The organism is Streptomyces sp. RG80 (assembly GCF_040446465.1).
GTDB lineage: Bacteria > Actinomycetota > Actinomycetes > Streptomycetales > Streptomycetaceae > Streptomyces.
Window position 1 is genome coordinate 93131 of record NZ_JBEAAJ010000007.1, and the last position, 19255, is coordinate 112385.

The window sequence follows — 19255 nt, forward strand, 5'->3', positions numbered from 1 at the left end:
TCAGCCGCGGCGGACCGTGATCGTCGTCCAGGCGCCGACGTGGACCCGGTCGCCGTCCTGGAGCGGTACCGGCACGAAGGGCTGGATCGGTTCCTCGGCGCCGTTGACCGTGGTGCCGTTCGTCGAGTTCTGGTCGACGACCGCCCAGGTGCCGTCGGGCTGCTGGACCAGCACGGCGTGCTGGTGCGAGACGCCCGGGTCCTCCGGCGGCACCGCCAGGTCGATGTCGGGGGTGTCGCCGGTGGAGTGCCGGCGCCGGCCGATGGTGATCTGGTTGCCGGTGAGCGTGCGCTGCTGCTCCGGCGAGTACGCGGGGAGGTTGAGCCCCGCGGCCTCGGGGCCGGAGCGCTGCATCATCGCCATGAAGTACTCGCGGTCCGGACCGATGGTCGCCGTCCAGGTCGCGGGCTGCTGCTGGTAGCCGGGTCCGGGCGGGGCCTGGGTGGCGCCGGGCTGCGGGTAGCCGTAGCCGCCGCCGGGTCCGCCGCCGGGTCCGCCGCCGGGGCTGCCGGGTGCGGTGGAGGACGGCGGAGAGAGCACCCAGTCGTCGTCACCGCCGCCGAAGCCACCGGGACCGCCGGGACCGGACGGCTGGAAGGCCGAGGGGGCGCCGCCGGTCGCGCCGGGGCCGGCGGGCGGGGTCGGGCCGGGAGGCGGGGGCACGGGTCGGGAGGGGTCGCCGCCGAAGGCGGAGGGGGCGCCGGGTCCACCGGGGCCACCGGGGCCGTCGTAACCGCCGGGTCCGCCCGGGCGACCGGGTGCGCCCGGACCGCCGGGTCCGTCGTAGCCGCCGGGACCACCAGGACCACCGGGTCCGCCGAAGGCGCCGGGGCCGCCGGGGTTGCCGGGCCCATTGGGTCCACCAGGGCCGTCGAAGCCGCCCGGGCCGCCGGGTCCGTCGTAGCCGCCGGGCCTACCGGGACCGCCAGGACCACCGGAACCGCCCTGTCGACCGGGGCCGTCGTAGCCGCCGGGCCCGCCGAACCCACCAGGTCCGCCAGGGTTGTTGGGGCTGCCGGGCGCGCTGGTGCCGCCGGGGCCGCCCGGGTTGCCGTAGCCGCCGGGGGCGCTGGTGCCGCCGGGTCCGCCAGGGCCGCCGAAGCCGCCCGGGCCGCCGGGGGCGCTGGTGTTCCCCGGGCCGCCGGGGCCGCCGTAGCCGCCGGGGCCGTTCGGGCCGGGCGGGGGTGGGCCCGAGGGGTCGCCGCCGAAGGGCGGGATCGGCTCGGCGGGACGGTTCATCTGGGACGGGCGGGAGCCCTGGTACTCGTAGGAGTCACCGCCGCCGTAGGACGCGCCGGGCGGCGGTCCCTGGAAGCGGACGCCCGGACCGGGCGCCTGCGGGCGCGGGGCGGCCGGGGTGTACGAGGTGGCCGTGTTCGTCAGGAAGTTCCACCGGCACTCCTCGCAGAACGGCGCACCGCCCTCACGGGGCGTACGGCACTGCGGGCAGAGCTCCGGCTCGGGATCCGGCACGGCGGACAGATGCGAGCGGCCGCCCTGGCCGGCACCCGGAGGGGGCGGCGGGAAGCCGTAGCCGCCACCGGGCGGCGGCGGGGGAGGGGGCGGAGGTACGGCACCAGCCATGCGGTGACCGCAGACCTCGCACCAGTCGTCGGAACCCGACTGGTGTCCGTTCGGGCAGGTCGGCATGTCGGCGCGTCCCCCTCTCCTTCTGCGTCCTACTTGGTCGTACTCGGGCAGAGCCAGGTCACTTCTTTACACGAACAGTCTTTGTGGACCGCGTCTCGAGAGTCATCTCGTCAGCCTCCTCGACCTTCGCCTTCAACCGCACAGTACCTGTCGCGGCATCGACCACGTCCACCACCTTCGCAAGCAGTTTCGCAGTATCGGCGTTCCCCGAAGCGCTCGCGAGCTGAACGGCGCGACCCAGTTTGGCCGTTGCTCCATCCATATCGCCCGCTTTGCGTAGATCGAGCCCTTGTTGAATGGCTTGTGCCAGTTCGGCCTGGCCGGTGTAGTGGGCGACCTGGGGGTTGATCGACGTCGAGGCGACCATGTCGTCGGTCCACACGGCCCGCACCAGACCCTGGGCGCCCAAGTTCTGCGCGGTGCCGTCGGGTTGGGGGACGACGAGGGAGGTCCGTGCGGCCAGCATCTCCTGGCCCAGGCCCGCGACCGGGACCTCGACGCACACGTGGTAGTCACGGGACTCGTCTCCCCAGGAGCCCGTGGGATAGTCCCCGGCGCGCGGACCGGCCTCGGTGCGGCGGTCGGTCAACTCCACGACGGTGGGCGCGACCTGCTTGACGAACTTGATGGTCGTGCCGACCGGTGTCCACACCCGCAGCGAGACGTCCGCGACCTCCTTGCCCATGGCCGTCTCCATCATCTGTGTGAAGTCGGCGGCGAGCCCGGCCGGGTCGGCAACGATGTCGGCCGTGCCGAGCAGGGCGGAGGCGATACCTGTGACTTCACTCACTTCCCAGTCGGTGCCCACGCCCCGCGCGTCACAGGTGAAGCGTCCCGCGCAGGCGTCCAGGGAGGCCTTCAGGTCCTGTGCCGACTCGTGTTCGTTGCGGCCGTCGGTGAGCAGGATGCCGTGCCGGATGGCGACGTCCGCCGAGGACAGCAGCCGGTCGGCGAGCCGCAGCCAGGTGCCGATGGCGGTGCCGCCGCCCGCGCTGAGCCTGCGCAGCGCCTGCTTGGCCTGGTCACGGGTGGTCGCGTCGGCGACCGCGAGCCGGCCCCCGCCCGGATACACCTCCTTGGCCACGTGCGTACCGCCGATCACCGCGAAGTGCACACCGTCACGCAGCGTGTCGACGGCTGCGGCGGTGGCGTCGCGGGCGTTGCGCATCTTGGTCGGCGGGTAGTCCATCGAGCCCGAACAGTCGACCATGATCGCCACGGCCGCGTCCGGGCCCTGCCCCGGCGTGAACAGGTGCGGCGCCGCGACGGCGCTCCCGACCGTGCCGCCACCGGTGGCGGTCACCGTGACGATGGCGTTGACCTCACGGCCGCCTTCCGGCAGGTACTCGTTCTGGTACACGTCCATCGAGAACTGCGGCACGTTCGACTTCGAGAAATTGGCCATGCCTGCTGAATCCCCCTCGCAGACCCCACGGTTGTCGTGAGGAGACGACTGTGCGCGGACCGGTCCCCTCCGGCCCGACCGTGTGACGCCGACGCGTTCCCCGTAATCGGCCTCAGGCCGATCCTGCCCCCTGCAAAGGGGTGGGGAACGGCACGACGGCCACTGTTACGTTGTCGTGGCCCCCGCCGTCCAGCGCGTGACCGACGAGCGCCTGCGCGCTGTGCAGGGGCCGCGCCGCGGCGTCGAGCGGTACGGCCTCGGCCATCTCCTGGGCCGCCTCCGCGTAGTTCCACAGTCCGTCGGTGCACACCACCACTACACCCGCCCGGTCCGGCTTGAAGGAAGCGGTGTGCGGCTCCAGTTCGTAGGCGTCCGCGCCGAGCCAGCCGGTGATCGCGTGGGCCCGCTCGTCGGCGTACGCCTCCGCCTCGTTCATCAGGCCCGCCGCGACCATCTGCGCGGCCCACGAGTCGTCCTCGGTCAGCCGGGCCGGCAGCGAGGTGCGGTCCACCGGGACCCAGTAGGCGCGGCTGTCGCCGACCCAGCCGACGACCAGCAGGTCGGACGTCACGATCGTGCCGACGATCGTGCAGGCCGGGGCGTTCTGGTGGGGGGCGTGCTCGCGGGCCGTGGCCGGTTCGGCGGCCAGCGAGTTGACCGCGCGGGAGGCGGCGACGATCGCCTCGTGCATGGCCTGCTGCGGGTGCGTGCCGCGCGGCAGGGCGGTCAGCAGCGACGCGCTCGCCGCCCGGGACGCGGCCAGGGAGGCGTCGTCGGGGCGGGTCGCCGAGGAGACGCCGTCACAGACGATCGCCACGGCGGCCGGCCGGCCGTCGGGCAGGACGGCGTTGCCGATGGCGAACGCGTCCTCGTTGCGGTGGTGGCGCAGACCGCGGTCGCTGACGGCGGCCATCGGGCCCGACTCCTGCTCCATGTGATCGCGTTCGCGGGGCTGGGCGTGTCCGCAGTTCTCGCAGTACCCGTCGTGGTCGACCCGGCCGGCGCGGCAGGCCACACACACCTTGACGCCCTCCGCCGGGGTCGGCGACTCCTGGGCGACGCGCGGGTCGGGCGCCTGGAGCGGGTACTCCTCGGGCTCCGGCGGCCGGTCGAAGCGCACCCCGGTGACAGGGGAGACCGGTGAGCCGGTGGGCGGGAGCTCGGGGGAGGCCGCCACGGGCAGCTCGCGGCCGCCGGAGTCGGTGCCCTGGAGGTCCGTCGGCAGGTGGGTGGCCGACGGGGTCCCGGCGCCGGCGGCCTCGGCGACCGGCCAGGGAACGCCCTCGGCCGGGCCGGAGCCGTTGACGACCAGCGTCGGATCGTCGTCCGGCGGGGCGGGCACGGCGGACAGGTCGTATCCGCACGCGCCACAGAAGCGGTCACCCGACTCGAGGGGTTCCTCGCAGCTGGGGCACTTCGACAGGGCGGTCGGCTGGGGCATCTGGGACATCAACTACACCCACGTCCGGGGGCGGTAACGATTGGCACGTTCCACCAGGTCGATCCTCTCCTCGCCGCCTCGGGCCAGCCGGGCCAGCGTGCGGTACGAACGCTCCAGGCCGAAGCGGAGCCCCCGCTCGTCCAGTTCGCTGCCGAGCAGCACCCGGCGGGCGGGCGGGGCGGCGCCGCCCTGGCCACCGGAGAGTACCCAGTCCAGGGCGGAGCCGAGGACCTCGGCCGACAACTGCTCCCGGCGCGCCGGATCCAGCCCGTACGTCTCCAGCGCCTCGACCTGCCCCGCGGCCGCGGTCAGGTCGTCGAGGAACGGTACGTCACCGGCGGCCGCCGTGCGTTGACGCAGCCGCGCCCGTACGGCGGCCACCCGGGCGGCCGTGTAGTGGATCGACGACTCCGGCACCGACTCCAGCGTCCGTACGGCACTGCCGCGGTCCCCGCTCGCGAGCTGGACGCGGGCCAGACCGAAGGCGGCACTGACGTAGCTGGGGTCGGTCGACCATACGAGGCGGTAGTACTCGGCGGCGTTGTCGAGCTGTCCGAGCACCTCGGCGCACAGGCCGAGGGCCAGCTTCGGCGCGGGCTCGCCGGGAAAGGCGTCGTAGATGGCGTCGAAGGCGAGCGCGGCGGCCTCGTGGTCCCCGGTGACCAGGGAGGCGATCCCGCGGTACCAGACCACCCGCCAGTCGTCGGGCCGCTCCTCCTCCAGCTGCCGCAGCGCCTCCATGGCCGTCGCGGCGTCGCCGTTCTCCAGCCACGCCCGGATCTGCCGCAGCCGCGTCTCCACGGAGGGCGCGGGCGCCGCCGCGAGGGCCCCGAGCAGCTCGGCGGCGGCGGTGGCCATGAGGCCCGCGAGGAACCCGGCGTTGGGATCGGAGGGATCGACCCGGGGCACCGGCAGGGCCAGCGCCGCCACAGGCGTCCCCACGGTCTTCACCAGCGACTCGGTACTGCCGAGCGTGGGGATGACCGCGCCGCCCGCGGACAGCTGGGGAAGCGCGGCGGAGGAACGGATCCGCGTGGTGGGCACCCGTGCGCCCAGCCGCGACACCTCCCCGTCCAGCTTCGGGAACAACTCCGTGTCCGTCACCCGCAGTTCGGGACCGAACAGCGTCGACAGCGCGGGCCGGGCACGCCCCGTCTGGAGGGACACCACCTCCCGCAGCACCCCGGTCAGCTGCTCGGCCATCTCCTGCGCGGAGGCGAACCGGCGGGCCGGGTCCGGGTCGGTCGCGCGGACCAGCAGCCGGTAGAAGGACTCGTACTGCCGGAAGACCTCGATGTTGTCCGGGTCGGGCAGGGAGTCCACGAAGACGTTCGTGTAGCCCTGGAAGTCGAAGGTCATCACGGCGAGCGTGCGGGCGACCGTGTACAGGTCGGACGCCACCGAGGGACCGACCTCCGCGACCTCCGGCGCCTGGTAGCCCACCGTGCCGTAGATGGCCGACTCGTCGTCGTCCATCCTGCGCACCGCGCCCATGTCGATGAGCTTGAGCTGGTCCTCGGTCTGGATGGCGTTGTCGACCTTGAAGTCGCAGTACAGCAGGTTGCGGCTGTGCAGATGACCGAGGGCCTCCAGGGCCTCGATGCCGTACGCGCAGGCCTGCTCCACCGGCAGCGGGTCGCGCTTGCCGGTGGGGGTGCGGCGGTCGTTGGCGATCTCCTTGAGGGACTTGCCGCCGACGTACTCCATGACGATGTAGCCGTCGAGCGAGCCGGTGCGCTGGTCGAGGTGCTCGACGAAGTTGTAGATCCGCACGATGTTGGAGTGCTCGATCTCCGCGAGGAAGCGCCGCTCGGAGATCGCGGCGGCCATCGCGTCCTGGTCGCCGGTGTCGAGCAGACCCTTGAGCACCACCCAGCGGTCCGACACCGCGCGGTCCACCGCGAGGTAGACCCAGCCGAGACCGCCGTGCGCGAGACAGCCCACGACCTCGTACTGGCCGTGCACGACATCGCCGCCGTTGAGCTTCGGGACGAAGGAGTACGGGTTCCCGCACTTGGTGCAGAAGCCCTCCGTACGGCCCGGACGGTCGCCGCGCGAGCGGCCCACCTGTGCCCCGCAGTCCGAGCGGGAGCAGAACCGCTTGCGCTCGGGGACCTCCGGGTTCTCCAGGACCATCGCGCGCGGGTCGGGCCGCGGCACGTCCGGGACCTGGACCAGGCCCACGCCGAGCCGGCCGCGGGCGCTGGTGTTGGTGCTGGAACCGGAGCTGCGCACCGACACCGAACGCCCCGTCGAGCGGCCCGACAAGGAGCGCGAGAGCCGTCCCGACACCGAGCGCCGGGACTTCGACGACTGCGAGGACGTACGCGAACTGGCGCGGCCGCTGGAGCGTGAACTCGCGCTGCCGGAACCGCGGGAGCCCTTGCCGCCGCCGGTGATTCCGGTCGGCGGGGAACTCACCATGCCCTTCGACGACACCACCGGCGCGAGACCGCAGGTGTCGCAGTACAGCTCGCCGCCGCCCACGTCCTCGTACGTGCCGCCGCAGCCGGGCCGCTGACAGGTCTGCTGTTCCTCACTCATGACTGGGCCTCCCCCCTACGGTCCTCGGGCCCGCTCTGTCCCGGCACCCGCGGGGTGCCGAGCAGCTCGGCGGCCGCCCGCTGGTAGCGCAGGACGGCCTGTTCGGCGACGCGCAGATCGCAGGGCGCGCTCCACAGCATGCGGCGCGCCGCGTCGTACCGCTCGATGAGGAACGGATCCTCGGCGAGGCCGTGCCGGGCCACCTTCGCCTTGTACGCGTCGAGGCGGCCGCGCAGCTCCGCGCGGACCGCCAGTGGCTGGGTGACCGCGGTCAACGACTCGCGGGCACGCAGCAGTTCGTCCTCCGCCTTCTGCTCCAGGGACTCCAGGAGCGGTGACAGGCGGTGCCACTGGGCGTGTCTGCGGTACTCGCCGGCCGCCGCCAACTGCTCCTGGAGCACGGTCGGCGGCCCGCTGACGACCGGCACCTCCGTGGCGGCGATCTTCGCCAGCACCTCGCCGCGCGCGGTGCGGGCCTCGGCGAGCGTGCGGTCCGCGCGGGAGAGCACGTCACGCAGCCGGACCAGCCGCTGCTCGGCGTCCTGCCGGACCGTCAGCACCGCGTCGATCTCCCGGCGCACGTCCTCCAGCGCGCGAGCCTCACGGTCGTACACCGTGGTGTCGGGACGGCCGCCGCCCGGGGCCGAACTGCCCTGTGCGGGCAGCCAGTACGCCAGAGGGTCCGACACGACCTGCTCGCGCAGGTTCGTCAGTACGCGGGTGATGCGCTCCAGGTCGTCGCCCGCCGGGTGCTCGCCCGGGCGGACGCCCACCGAGTGCGCGAGCTTGCGGGTGCGCTGGAGCTCCGCGGCCAGTAAATCTATCCGCGCGGGCAGCGCCGACCACACCGCGTCGGCGGCGACGACCATGTCGAGGCTCGTCGCGTACAGCTCGTTCATCCGGTCGACCAGCGTGGCGAGGCTGAACTGCTCGCTGAGCTTGCCCGAATTCCCGTGCAGTGTCGGGGCGTTGGCCGTCGCCGTGGCGCTGCCGGCCACCGTGACCGACGCGCCGCGCAGCAGCTCCGTCAGCTCCGCCAGGTCGCCCTGACTGGACCAGCGGCGACGGGACCTGATGTCACGGGCGCCGCGCAACGCGTCCGTGTACGCGTCGAAGTACGCCCACAGCAGCGTGATCGACGCCTCCGCGGACGCCCAGCGTTCCTTGGTGACACCCGTCAGCGCGGCGCCTTCGAGCAGCCTGCGGCCCGCGTGGTCCTGGAGCGCGAGAAGCGAGGTCTCGATCGCCTCGTGCTCGGCGCCGAGCCGCGCCAGCGCACGGTCCACCTCGTCCCGGTCCATCACCGGCCCGGGGGGTCCCGTGACGCCCATCGATCACCTCTCGCTGCTGGGTTGTTGGGGGTGTGGTCTTCGTGGTGTGCGGTTCTCGTGCTGTGTCGTCTTCGCGGTCGTCCGTCAGCTCTTGCGGAGGTACTCGGGGGCCGGTGGCTCCGACTCCTTCGAGGCCGTGACCAGTGTCGCCGACAGCCACCTGTCGTACGAGGCCTGCCAGCCGTTGGCGGTGTCCTTGCGGTAGTCCGCCAGGATCTGGTTGACCCGGCGTACCAGGTCGTCCGCCTTCAGGTTCATCGCCACGCCGTAGTACTCGGTGGTGAACGGCTCGCCCTTGAGGGTCACCGTCGGGTCCTGCGCGGCCTGGCTCGCGGCGAGCGCGCCGTCGGTGACCACCGCGTCGACCTCACCGAGCTGGAGCTGGACCAGGCAGTCCAGCTGGTTGGGGACCTGCACCGAGAGGTCCGTGGTCGCCGGGAGCTTCCCCGCCCGCTGGTCCCCGTCGAGCTTGCCGAACGCCGTCGAGCCCTTCGCCGTGCAGATCTTCGCCTTGGCGAGCGACGCCTCGTCGTCGTACCCCTTGATCGGGGAGGACTTGGGGGCGAGGAGCTGCTGGCCCGTCTTGAAGTACGGGGCGGAGAACGCCACCTGGGGCAGCCGGTCGCAGTTGATGGTCATCGTGCGGACCACCATGTCGACCACGCCCCTCTCGATCGCCGGGATGCGCTGGTTGGTGGGGATCGCCTTGAACTGGACCGCGTTCGGGTCGCCGAGGATCTCCTGGGCGATCCGGTGCACCAGGTCGATGTCGAAGCCCTCCAGGGTGTTGCCGCCCTTGTCGTTGTTCGGGTCGCGGTAGCCCCAGCGGTAGCTGTTCTGGTCGACGCCGACGACCAGCTTGCGCTTCTTGCCCTCACGAGCCTTGATGGCGGCGATCGTCGGGCCGTCCGCGGACGACGGGGACAGCGTGTACTTCTCCGGGGCCTTCGCTATCGCCGGATCCTTGGCACAGGGGCCCTCCTCGGCACGCGTCTGGCTGCCGTGGGCCACACCCTGGCCGCCGATGCCCGCGCCGCCGTCGGACGACTGTGTCAGGGGGAGGAGCAGGGTGAAGGCGACCGCCAGGGCGCAGACGACGGCCATACCGGCCACGCCGCCCCAGCCCCGGACGCCCGCCCGGACGCGTCGCGCGAGCGGACCGGTTCGCATACGTCGTGCGTTCATCGTCATGCCCCCTCTCACCTGTACTCCGACAGCCGGCGGCCGATGCCCAGCACCGCGCCGGCCGCGCCCAGGACCGCGAGCACCGCCGCGCCCACCGGGAGCCCCGTCATCGCGCCCAGGCCGTCGCTTGCCGCCTGCTCGAACTCGGCCTCCTCGTGCTTGAGCGCCGCGGCGAGGTTGTCGTCGACACTGTCGAAGCACTCGCCCGTCGCACCCTCGGCACCGATGACCTTGTTCAGCGCCAGCTCGTACTCGCCGTCGTCGTCGTCCTTGCGGGCGGTGGCGTGCCGGTTCTGCCACTCCTCCATGTTGCCCTGGGCGGCGGTGACCGGCTTCTCGCCGGTGTCGTCGTCGGCGAGCTTCGCGGCCGCGGCGAGGCCCTTGTCGAGGTCCTTCATGTCCTGCTGGAAGCGGTTGTCGTACACGTCCACGGACTTCTCCACGCCCTGGGCGTCCTTGACCGTCACTGTCTCGGCGCCGCGGGCCACCAGCGTCAGGTTCTCGTTGCCCCGCGCCTTCAGGGAGGCGATGCGGGCGTCGTGCAGCACGTTCAGCGAGCGGACGCCGTGGTCGTAGGAGTCGTTCAGGCCCGCGCGCGCGATGCTGTGGCCGACGACGAGCCAGAGGAGGACGACCGTCGCGGTGGCCGTCGCGGCGACCAGGCCGTGGTTCATGACCCGGTTCGTACGCCGGTAGTTGCGGTGCTGGGCCCAGGCGAGCGCGGCCAGCGCGACGACGCCGAGGCCGATGGCGGCCCAGGGATACGGGGTCGCGTCGGAGTAGTCGTCCCGCAGGCGCTGGTTCTCCTTGGTGTACAGGTCCTCCGCCGCCGGGAGCATCTGGTCCTGCATGGTGTTGTTGGCGAAGCGCAGCCAGGCGCCGCCGACGGGGAAGCCCTGGCGGTTGTTGCTCCGCGCGCGCTCCACATAGCCCTTGTACTCCGGCAGCAGCCGGTTGAGCTTGGCGACGGTCGCGGCCGCGGGGGAGCCGGGGTCGGAGTTCGCGGCGGCCTTGACGAGGCCGGCCGCGGCCCGGTCGATGTCCTTCTCGTAGCGGTCGCGGGAGTCGGCCGTCTCCTGGCCGCCTGCCAGGAAGCCGCTGGAGGCGGCGGTGTTGGCGTCGGCGAGGCTGCGGTAGATGTCGGCGGCGGCGCTGCTGAGCGGCTGGCTCTTGTGCAGGACGTCGTCGGCGGCGGCCGCGCGGTCCGTCATCTGCCACGCGGTGACCGCGCCGAACGCCACGACGAGCGCGGCGAGGAGGGCGCCGATGATGCGGAGACGGCCGGGTTCGGTGGTGGCCGCGGCGCGCAGCCGGTCGACGCCCTCGGCGAACGCGGTCCGGCGGGGTTCCTCCGGGGGTGCCGCGGGCGTGGGGGGTGGGGTGCCGTTGGCTGTCGTGATGGCGGCCGGGGGCCCTGATTGCGGTGGTACGGCCGGCATCGTGGGCATGCCTGGGCCCGGTGGTGGCGCCGCGCTGCTTTTCGGCGGGTGTGTCACTGTTGACCTCCCCCATGGTCATCCGTCGCCGCAAGTATCGCTGCCGGGACTGACAAACGCACCGGCCTTCACTGGATCTTGATCGGATCGCAGCGCGGCGCGCAGTTTGCGGCACAACTCGGCGCCCCGCACCACCCCCTGCCCAATCACACGCGGGGGGAATCTGTTCGGTTCCAGGTTCGGGTGGTGGGGGTTCGCGTCTTATGCCTGCGGCGGCCCCTCGCGGTTCGGTGGGGGCTCGCGTTGCGCCCTGCGGTTCGTGGGGAGTCGGTGCCGCACCGGGGGGTGTCCGTCCTCGGTCGGGCGGTGCGGTCTCGTCTGGGCTGTGCTGTCGGTTGGACGCCCGACGCTGCGGGCGGACACCCCCCGGTACGTCCCCTTCCCGCCGTTGCGCCGGTGCGGGTGCGTGATGCGATCCGTCACCGGCCGCGTTCTACGGCTCGTAGTGCGCTCGGACGCGGGCTTGTGCCTCCATCGGGGCCTTCAGGTGGTCCAGGCCCAGGAGTGCCGCGCCCAGGACCGGGCTCGCCTCCACCACCTGCGGTACGGCCTTGGGGGCGCGGGAGGTCAGGCGGTCCCGTATGCCGTCGTCCAGTTGGGGGTGTCTCGCGGCGAGGATGCCGCCGCCCAGGAGGACCGGGGTCTCCTCCTCCAGTAGGTCCAGGCGGGTCAGGGCCACCGTCGCCATGGTCGTCACCTCCTCCGCCAGGCGGTCGATCAGGGAGCGGGCCACCGGGTCGCCGGCCGCCGCCGTGGTGAACAGGACAGGGGTCAGTTCGTGGCGGCGGGGCTGCTCGATGTGTTCCAGGTGGAGCGCCTCTATCAGGGCGTACATCGTCGGCAGGTCGAAGTGGGCGGGGAGGGTCCGCGCGAGGGCGGTCTGCTCGCCACGGCCGTCCTCCGCTCTCGCCGCGTGCCAGAGGGCCTCCTCGGCCAGGCCCCAACCGCCGCCCCAGTCGCCGGAGATGCGGCCCAGGGCGGGAAAGCGGGCGGTGCGGCCGTCGGGGCGCATGCCCACGCAGTTGATGCCGGCGCCGCAGACGACCGCCACGCCCCGGGGCTCGGTGACGCCGGCGCGGAGGATGGCGAAGGTGTCGTTGCGGACCGTCACGGTTCTGCCCCACGCGCGCGCGTGCAGTGCCTTTGCCAGTTCCTCCTCCTCGACCGGGAAGTCGGCGTTCGCGAGGCAGGCCGAGACGTGGGTCGCGGAGGTGACCCCGGCCGCGGCGAAGGCTTCCGTGACTGCTTCGGCGAGTGTGTCCACCGCCGCCTCCACGCCTACCGCCGGTGGGCGGAAGCCGCCGCCGCGCGCGGTGGCCAGGACGCTTCCGTCGGGGGCCACCAGCGCCACGTCGGTCTTGCTGTTGCCCGCGTCTATGGCCAGGACATGTGCGGTCACGCCCACGCGAGGTGCTCCCGGTTGTGTGCGAGGAGTCGGGTGGTGAGTTCTTCCGCGTACTCGTACTGGGCGATCAGGGGGTGGGACAGCAGGGCCCGGAAGACCCGGTCGCGGCCGCCGTGGAGGGCTGCCTCCAGGGCCAGGTCCTCGTACGTCGTCACCGCCGCCGTCAGACCCGCGTAGAGGGGGTCCACGGAGGGGATCGGGAGGGGGGTCGCGCCGGTCCGGTCCACCGCCGCCTGCACCTCGATCACCGCGTCGTCGGGGAGGAAGGGGAGTGTGCCGTTGTTGCGGGTGTTGACCACCTGGTACGGGCTTCCGGCGCCGGTGAGGAGGGACGCGGCCAGGTCGACCGCTGCCTCGGAGTAGTACGCGCCGCCGCGCTGGGACAGGAGCTCCGGCTTCTCGTCCAGGGACGGGTCGGCGTAGAGCGTCAGCAACTGCTGTTCCATCGCCGCCACTTCGGCAGCCCGGGAGGGCTTGGTGCGCAGTTCCCGCACCACCTCGTCGTGGGCGTAGAAGTACCGCAGGTAGTACGACGGGACCGTGCCCAGGCGGGTCAGGAGGGCGTGGGGGAGGTGGAGGTCGCCCGCGATCGTCTCGCCGTGCCGGGCCAGGAGTTCGGGCAGGACGTCCTTGCCCTCGGGGCCGCCCAGGCGTACGCCCGTCTCCCAGGTGAGGTGGTTCAGGCCCACGTGGTCCAGGTGGACCTCGGACGGGCTCACCTCCAGGAGGGCGGCGAACTTGCGCTGGAAGCCGATCGCCACGTTGCAGAGCCCGATCGCCTTGTGGCCGGCCTGGAGCAGGGCACGGGTGACGATCCCCACCGGGTTGGTGAAGTCGATGATCCAGGCGTGGGGGTTGGTGCGGCGGACCCGTTCCGCGATGTCCAGGACCACGGGGACCGTGCGCAGCGCCTTCGCCAGGCCGCCCGCGCCGGTGGTCTCCTGGCCCACGCAGCCGCATTCCAAGGGCCAGGTCTCGTCCTGCCGGCGGGCCGCCTGGCCGCCCACCCGGAGTTGCAGGAGGACCGCGTCGGCGCCGTCCACGGCCGCGTCGAGGTCGGTGGTGGTGACGATCCGGGCCTGGTGGCCCTGCCGGGCGAAGATGCGGCGGGCCAGGGCGCCTATGAGCTCCAGACGGTCCGTCGCGGGGTCCGTCAGGACCAGTTCGGTGAGGGGGAGGGTGTCCCGCAGACGGGCGAAGCCGTCGATGAGTTCGGGGGTGTAGGTCGAGCCTCCGCCGACCACGGTGAGTTTCATCGCGTTACCCCTTTACTCCGGTGAGCGTGACACCCTCCACGAACGCCTTCTGCGCGAAGAAGAACACGAGGATCACGGGGGCCATGACCAGTACGGTCGCGGCCATGGTCAGGTTCCAGTCGGTGTGGTGGGCGCCCTTGAAGGACTCCAGGCCGTAGGAGAGGGTCCAGGCGCCGGGGTTCTCCGAGGCGTAGATCTGGGGGCCGAAGTAGTCGTTCCAGGCGTTGAAGAACTGGAAGAGCGCCACCGCGGCGATGCCCGGTTTGGCCATCGGGAGTACGACCTTGAGGAGGGTGCGGAGGTCTCCGCAGCCGTCGACCTTCGCCGCGTCCAGGTACTCGTTCGGGATCGTCATCAGGAACTGGCGCAGCAGGAAGATCGAGAACGCGTCGCCGAACGCCAGCGGGATGATCAGCGGCCAGAGCGTGCCGGAGAGGTCCAACTGCTTCGCCCAGAACAGGTACATCGGGATCACGACGACCTGCGGGGGCAGCATCATCATCGAGATGACCAGCATCAGGGACAGATTGCGGCCCCGGAAGCGGAACTTGGCCAGGGCGTAGGCCACCGGGATCGAGGACACGACGACGAGGACCGTGCCGAGCACGGCGTAGATCAGGGTGTTGCGCCACCAGGTGAGGAAGCCCGGTGTGTCGAACACCTTCTGGTAGTTGGACCACTCCCAGGTGTGCGGGATCAGGTCCCGGCTGAGGGCCTGGGAGTCGCTCATGAGCGAGGTCAGGAACACGAAGACGAAGGGGAGGGTGAAGAAGAGGGCCGCGGCGACGCCGAGGGAGTGGACCGCTATCCATTCCAGGAAGGCCTTGCGGCGGGCCGTGCGTTCGGCCGGTGAGGTGGGGCTCTTCAACTCCACCGGCCTGTCCAGTACTTGGGTCATCGGTCAGTCACCTGCCTGGATCAGGCCGCCCCGGCGCCGCATCAGGAACGCGGTGAAGGCCATGGAGAGGGCGAAGAGGACGAGGGCGACCACACAGGCCGAGCCGTAGTCGAAGCGCTGGAAGCCCAGGTTGTAGACGAGTTGGGGCAGGGTGAGCGTCGACTTCTCCGGGTAGCCGGGCTCGAACATGGTGCCCGCGCCCTGGATCACGCCCGAGGCGACCTTTCCGGCGACCAGGGGTTGTGTGTAGTACTGCATCGCCTGGATCACGCCGGTCACGACCGCGAACATGATGATCGGGGAGATGTTCGGGAGCGTGATGTGACGGAAGCGCTGCCAGGCCGAGGCGCCGTCCAACTCGGCCGCCTCGTACTGCTCCTGGGGTACGTCGAGCAGCGAGGCCATGAAGATGACCATCAGGTCGCCGATGCCCCAGAGGGCGAGCAGGGTGAGGGCGGGCTTGGACCAGGTGGGGTCGTTGAACCAGCCGGGGGCCGGGATGCCGACGCCCTCGAGGATCGAGTTGACCGGGCCCGTACCGGGGTTGAGGAGGAAGGCGAAGGCCATGGTCGCGGCCACCGGCGGGGCGAGGTAGGGCAGGTAGAAGAGGGTGCGGAAGACGCCGGCCCCGGTCTTGATCTTGGTGATGAGCAGTCCGATGCCCAGGCCGAACACGACCCGCAAGGTGACCATCACCAGCACCAGCCAGAGCGTGTTGCGCAGGGCCGGCCAGAAGTAGGGGTAGCTCTCGAAGACGTAGGTCCAGTTCTTCGTTCCGCTCCACGTCGGCGGTTTGAAGCCGTCGTAGTGCATGAAGGAGAAGTAGACCGTCGAGATCATCGGGTACGCGAAGAAGACCGCGAAGCCGATCAGCCAGGGGGACATGAAGGCCAGGGTGCGAAGCGCCGACCGGCGGCGCTTCGAGGCCAGGGTGACAGTGCTCATCGCTACTTCGCCTGCGCGATGTCCGTGTCGATCTGCTTGGCCGTCGCGGCGAGGCCGGACTTGAGGTCCTTGGCCTTGCCGCTCTCGTACTCGTAGCCGAAGTTCTGGATCGTGGTGAGGTACACGCCGCCGTTGATCGAGGCGGGAGTCGTCGTGGAGTCCGGGTTCGCCGCGATGTCCAGGAAGGTCTTGAAGCGCGGGTCGTACTTCAGCTTCGGGGACTTGAGGGCGGCGAGGGTGGACGGGACGTTGTGGATGGCGTTGGAGAAGTTCACCACCGCGTCCGTGTCGGTGGTGATGTACTTGACCAGTTCCCAGGCCGCGTTCTGCTTCTTGCTGGTGGCGGCGATGCCGGTGATCGTGCCGGTGATGTAGCCCTTGCCGTACTGGTCGGCCTGGTCGTCCGGGACGGGCAGCGGGGCGACGCCGATCTCGAAGTCCGGCTTGGTCTCCAGGGCCATGCCCAGGCGCCATTCACCGTCGAGCTGCATGGCCACCTGGCCGGTGTGGAACGGGTGCTTGGGGCCCCACTCGTCACCGAGCTTGGAGCGGTACTTCTCCAGCTTGCGGTAGCCGCCCAGTTCTTCGACCAGCTTCTTCTGGACGGTGAAGGCGGCGGACACGGCCGGGTCCGTGCCGATCGTCGACTTGCCCTGGGTGTCGAAGTACGTGGGGGAGAACTGGCCCAGGTAGTGCTCGGTGGTGGTCTCCCAGCCGTGGTAGTTCGGCATGAAGCCGAGCTGCTTGTAGGTGTCGCCCTGAGGGATCGTCAACTTCTTGGCGTCGGCCTCGAATTCGGACCAAGTCTTGGGCGGGCTGCTGATACCGGCCTTCTCGAACGCAGTCTTGTTGTAGTAGAGCCCGTACGCGTCGCCGAGCAGCGGGGCCGTGCAGCGGTTGCCGTCGAACTGGGTGTACTCGTTCATCGCCGCCGGGAACGTCTTGGCCGGGTCGATGCCCGCCTTCTGGAAGAAGGGGTTGAGGTCGACCAGGGCGCCGGACGAACAGAACTTGCCCACGGCGTTGGTGGTGAAGGACGACATCACGTCGGGGGCCTTGGAGCCGCCCGCGCGCAGGGCCTGGTTGATCTTGTCGTCCGTCATGTTGCCGACGACGTTGACGTGGATGTTGGGGTGCGTCTTCTCGAAGCCGGCGATCAGCGACTTGACCGCCTTCACCTCGGCGGGCGCGCTCCAGGCGTGCCAGAAGTTGAGGGTGGTCTCGGCGGACGCGTCGTCGTCGGCGCCGGAGCTCGACTGGCCGGTGCAGGCGGAGGTGGCTAGGAGGGCCACGGAGGCGATCAGGGCAAATGGTGCTATTCGGGCGCGCTTGGGCATGGCGAGGTCTCCCTGGGGCGGGGAAATGGGTGTGGTGGAGGAGAGGGTTCAGCGCGAGGTGTCGAAGACCTCGTCGCGGGTGGCCGCCAGCGCGCTCTCCAGCGCGCCGCGCAGCACGGGGTGTTCGGGTACGTCGCCCACGACCAGGCGGGGGCGGGCCGCGGCCAGCTCCTCCAGCTCGGACTGGACGAGGGCGCGCAGGGGTTCGCCGCCGGAGGTGAGCGAGGTGCCGCTCAGGACGACGAGTTCGGGGTCCAGGACGGAGACGAGGGAGGCGAGACCGGTGGCGAGGTGGGTCGCGTAGGTCTCCAGCAGCCGGTGCTGGGCGGGGTCCTCGGGCGCCGCCGCCGCCCGTTGTACGAGGGTGGCCGCGACCTCGGCGTAGGGGCCGCCGGGGATGTCCGTGATGCCGAGGTCACGGGCGAGCCGGGGGATGGCCTGGGAGCCGGCGAGCTCCTGGTAGCCGCCGCTGCCCGCCTTGCTGACCTGCCGGACCAGGGGTGTGCCGGGCACGGGCAGGAAGCCGACCTCGCCGGCGCCGCCGGTCCAGCCGCGATGCAGCCGGCCGCCGAGGACGAGGGCCGCGCCGAGGCCGCCCTCGTTCCACAGGAGCACGAAGTCCTCGTGCCCGCGTGCCGCGCCGAGCCGTTGTTCGGCCACGGCGACGAGGTTGACGTCGTTCTCGTACTCCACCGGCATCGGCAGCGCGGCGGCGAGTTCGTCGAGCAGGGTCGGGGTGTGCCAGCCCGGGAGGTGGGAGGCGTAGCGCAGCCGGCCGGTATTGGGGTCGAAGGCGCCGGGGGTGCCGATGACCAGGCGGTGGACGTCGGCGCGGGCCAGCCCGGCCGCCTTCACGGCACCGTCGAGGGCGTCGGTGACCTGTTGGGCGACGCGGGCGCCGGTCCTTCTGCCGGGGGTGGGCAGTTCGTGCGAGCCGATCGTGCGGCCGGTGATGTCGGCGACGGCGGCGAGGATGCGTTCGGGGGTGACGTCGAGTCCGGCGGCGTATCCGGCGGCCGGGTTGACCTCGTACAGCTGGGCGTTGGGGCCGGGGCGGCCTTCGGTGGTGCCGGAGGCGAGCACGAGCCCCGCCGCTTCGAGGCGGGCCAGGAGCTGGGAGGCGGTCGGCTTGGAGAGGCCGGTGAGCTTGCCGATCCGGGTACGGGACAGCCGGCCGTGCTCCAGGATGAGGTCCAGGGCGGCGCGGTCGTTCATGGCGCGCAGGGTGCGCGGGGTGCCTGCCATGTGTACCCCTCTCCCGGGACCGTTCAGTAGGTGACTGTACGGACAGTGATTGTTAGGAAGGTTTCCTATCGGATGCAGGGAACATAGGTCTGGACCGCGAGGGAGTCAAGGGGAGTACGCGAAACCGCCCCGGCGGGAAACGGAGTCGTTACCTGCCGGGGCGGTGCGGTGGTGCGGGTGAAGCCGGTGGTGCGGGTGGAGCGGCGTGCGGCTACTGCACGTCGATGTAGTCGCCGGTGGCCTTCGCCGCGGCGGTCGTGGCCGTGCCCGCGAAGACGTAGCGGTAGTAGCCGTCCTTCGACGCCGTCACCGTCGTCTTGAGGGCGCCGGCGGTCGAGGACGTGACCGTCTTGACGGTGCTGTAGGTGTCCGAGCCCTTGGCGCGGAACTGGAGGGTGGCCTTCTGGGAGACATAGCCGGAGTAACCGCCGGTCGCCCAGTTGGCGCGGGTCAGCCAGCCGGTGACCGTGATGGTCTTGCCCTTCTTGACCGGCTCGGGGGAGGCGTTGGCGGTGAGCTTGGCGTAGCGCTGGAGCTTGGCGGTGCCCTTGTCGCCCCAGGCCGCGAAGCCGTATTCGACGCTGATGTGCTCGTCGGAGTCGTCCAGGTCGGAGTCCATCCGGCCGTAGTAGCCGCCCACCTTCCAGGTGGTGGCGTCCGCCGCCTCGAACAGGCTGAAGGAGGGGTCGACGGTGAGCGTGTCGGAGCAGGACTGGGTGACCGTGGTGTCCGTCGTCGCCGTCGTGGTGCACTCCGGCGACGCGTCGTCCTCGATCATGTTGTCGCCGTCCGCGAGCCCGCCGCGGTAGAGCATGACGCCGGCGGCGCTGGTCTTGTAGTCGATCGTGACGTCGGACGGCCGGGTCAGGGTGTACGTCACCGGGACCACCACCTCGTTGGTGGTGCCGACGACGATCGCCTTGCCGTTGTTCACGGTGACGTCGGCGAAGACGAGGTCCGGCGTGGCGGCCTGGGCGGCGGGCACGGCCAGCGCGGACAGAGCCAGGGCACCGGACACGACGGTGCCTATGGCGAGCTTTCTCATGTGTTTCCCCACATTCAGGGCGGGCCCCTGGGCGTTGAGCTCCAGAACAAGGGCCCGCTGATCAGCACAATC

Annotated in this window: 15 protein-coding genes; 1 reads left to right on the plus strand and 14 read right to left on the minus strand. The window is 71.4% G+C overall.

Annotated features, from left to right (window positions below; all coding sequences use genetic code 11):
* The 4 genes from ABKA17_RS24235 to ABKA17_RS24250 all read right to left on the minus strand — a co-directional run bounded on the left by ABKA17_RS24235 (position 1) and on the right by ABKA17_RS24250 (position 6737).
* Entirely contained in the window at positions 1–1650 is a 1650-nt protein-coding gene (locus ABKA17_RS24235) for an FHA domain-containing protein (RefSeq protein WP_353694315.1), read from the minus strand.
* 58 nt (positions 1651–1708) lie between these two features.
* Entirely contained in the window at positions 1709–3055 is a 1347-nt protein-coding gene (locus ABKA17_RS24240; protein ID WP_353694316.1) for a vWA domain-containing protein, read from the minus strand.
* Positions 3056–3167: 112 nt separating this feature from the next.
* Positions 3168–4508 (minus strand): PP2C family protein-serine/threonine phosphatase, encoded by a 1341-nt coding sequence (locus ABKA17_RS24245; RefSeq protein ID WP_353694317.1) that lies wholly within the window; start codon positions 4506–4508, stop codon positions 3168–3170.
* Positions 4509–6737: a serine/threonine-protein kinase gene (locus ABKA17_RS24250; protein ID WP_502994364.1), complete on the minus strand. Its 2229-nt coding sequence runs from the start codon at positions 6735–6737 to the stop codon at positions 4509–4511.
* Here ABKA17_RS24250 and ABKA17_RS47975 point away from each other — a divergent pair.
* Positions 6709–7017 carry a hypothetical protein gene (locus ABKA17_RS47975; RefSeq protein ID WP_502994365.1) on the plus strand — a complete coding sequence of 103 codons (309 nt, stop codon included), beginning with the start codon at positions 6709–6711 and terminating at the stop codon, positions 7015–7017. The genes ABKA17_RS24250 and ABKA17_RS47975 overlap by 29 nt on opposite strands.
* A 19-nt stretch (positions 7018–7036) precedes the next feature.
* On the opposite strand, the gene ABKA17_RS24255 is transcribed toward ABKA17_RS47975, so the two are convergent.
* From ABKA17_RS24255 to ABKA17_RS24300, 10 genes are all read right to left on the minus strand, one after another.
* The gene (locus tag ABKA17_RS24255; protein ID WP_353694319.1) at positions 7037–8371 is read right to left on the minus strand and encodes a hypothetical protein; all 1335 of its coding nucleotides are present in this window, start codon (positions 8369–8371) and stop codon (positions 7037–7039) included.
* Between the two features lie 84 nt (positions 8372–8455).
* Positions 8456–9556 (minus strand): glutamate ABC transporter substrate-binding protein, encoded by a 1101-nt coding sequence (locus ABKA17_RS24260; RefSeq protein WP_502994366.1) that lies wholly within the window; start codon positions 9554–9556, stop codon positions 8456–8458.
* 14 nt (positions 9557–9570) lie between these two features.
* Entirely contained in the window at positions 9571–10995 is a 1425-nt protein-coding gene (locus tag ABKA17_RS24265) for a GlnX family signal transduction membrane protein (RefSeq protein ID WP_353694788.1), read from the minus strand.
* 490 nt (positions 10996–11485) lie between these two features.
* Positions 11486–12457 carry an N-acetylglucosamine kinase gene (locus ABKA17_RS24270; RefSeq protein WP_353694321.1) on the minus strand — a complete coding sequence of 324 codons (972 nt, stop codon included), beginning with the start codon at positions 12455–12457 and terminating at the stop codon, positions 11486–11488.
* Complete coding sequence (locus ABKA17_RS24275) at positions 12448–13713, minus strand: 6-phospho-beta-glucosidase (protein WP_353694322.1); 1266 nt, start codon at positions 13711–13713, stop codon at positions 12448–12450. Before ABKA17_RS24275 ends, ABKA17_RS24270 begins: the two co-directional genes overlap by 10 nt.
* A gap of 4 nt (positions 13714–13717) precedes the next feature.
* Positions 13718–14611: a carbohydrate ABC transporter permease gene (locus tag ABKA17_RS24280; protein ID WP_353694323.1), complete on the minus strand. Its 894-nt coding sequence runs from the start codon at positions 14609–14611 to the stop codon at positions 13718–13720.
* Between the two features lie 3 nt (positions 14612–14614).
* Positions 14615–15556 (minus strand): carbohydrate ABC transporter permease, encoded by a 942-nt coding sequence (locus tag ABKA17_RS24285; protein WP_353694324.1) that lies wholly within the window; start codon positions 15554–15556, stop codon positions 14615–14617.
* 2 nt (positions 15557–15558) lie between these two features.
* On the minus strand, positions 15559–16893 hold the full coding sequence (locus ABKA17_RS24290) for an ABC transporter substrate-binding protein (protein WP_353694325.1): 1335 nt from the start codon (positions 16891–16893) through the stop codon (positions 15559–15561).
* Between the two features lie 48 nt (positions 16894–16941).
* The gene (locus ABKA17_RS24295; protein WP_353694326.1) at positions 16942–18138 is read right to left on the minus strand and encodes an ROK family transcriptional regulator; all 1197 of its coding nucleotides are present in this window, start codon (positions 18136–18138) and stop codon (positions 16942–16944) included.
* Positions 18139–18349: 211 nt separating this feature from the next.
* On the minus strand, positions 18350–19183 hold the full coding sequence (locus ABKA17_RS24300; protein WP_353694327.1) for a hypothetical protein: 834 nt from the start codon (positions 19181–19183) through the stop codon (positions 18350–18352).
* Between the last annotated feature and the right edge of the window lie 72 nt (positions 19184–19255).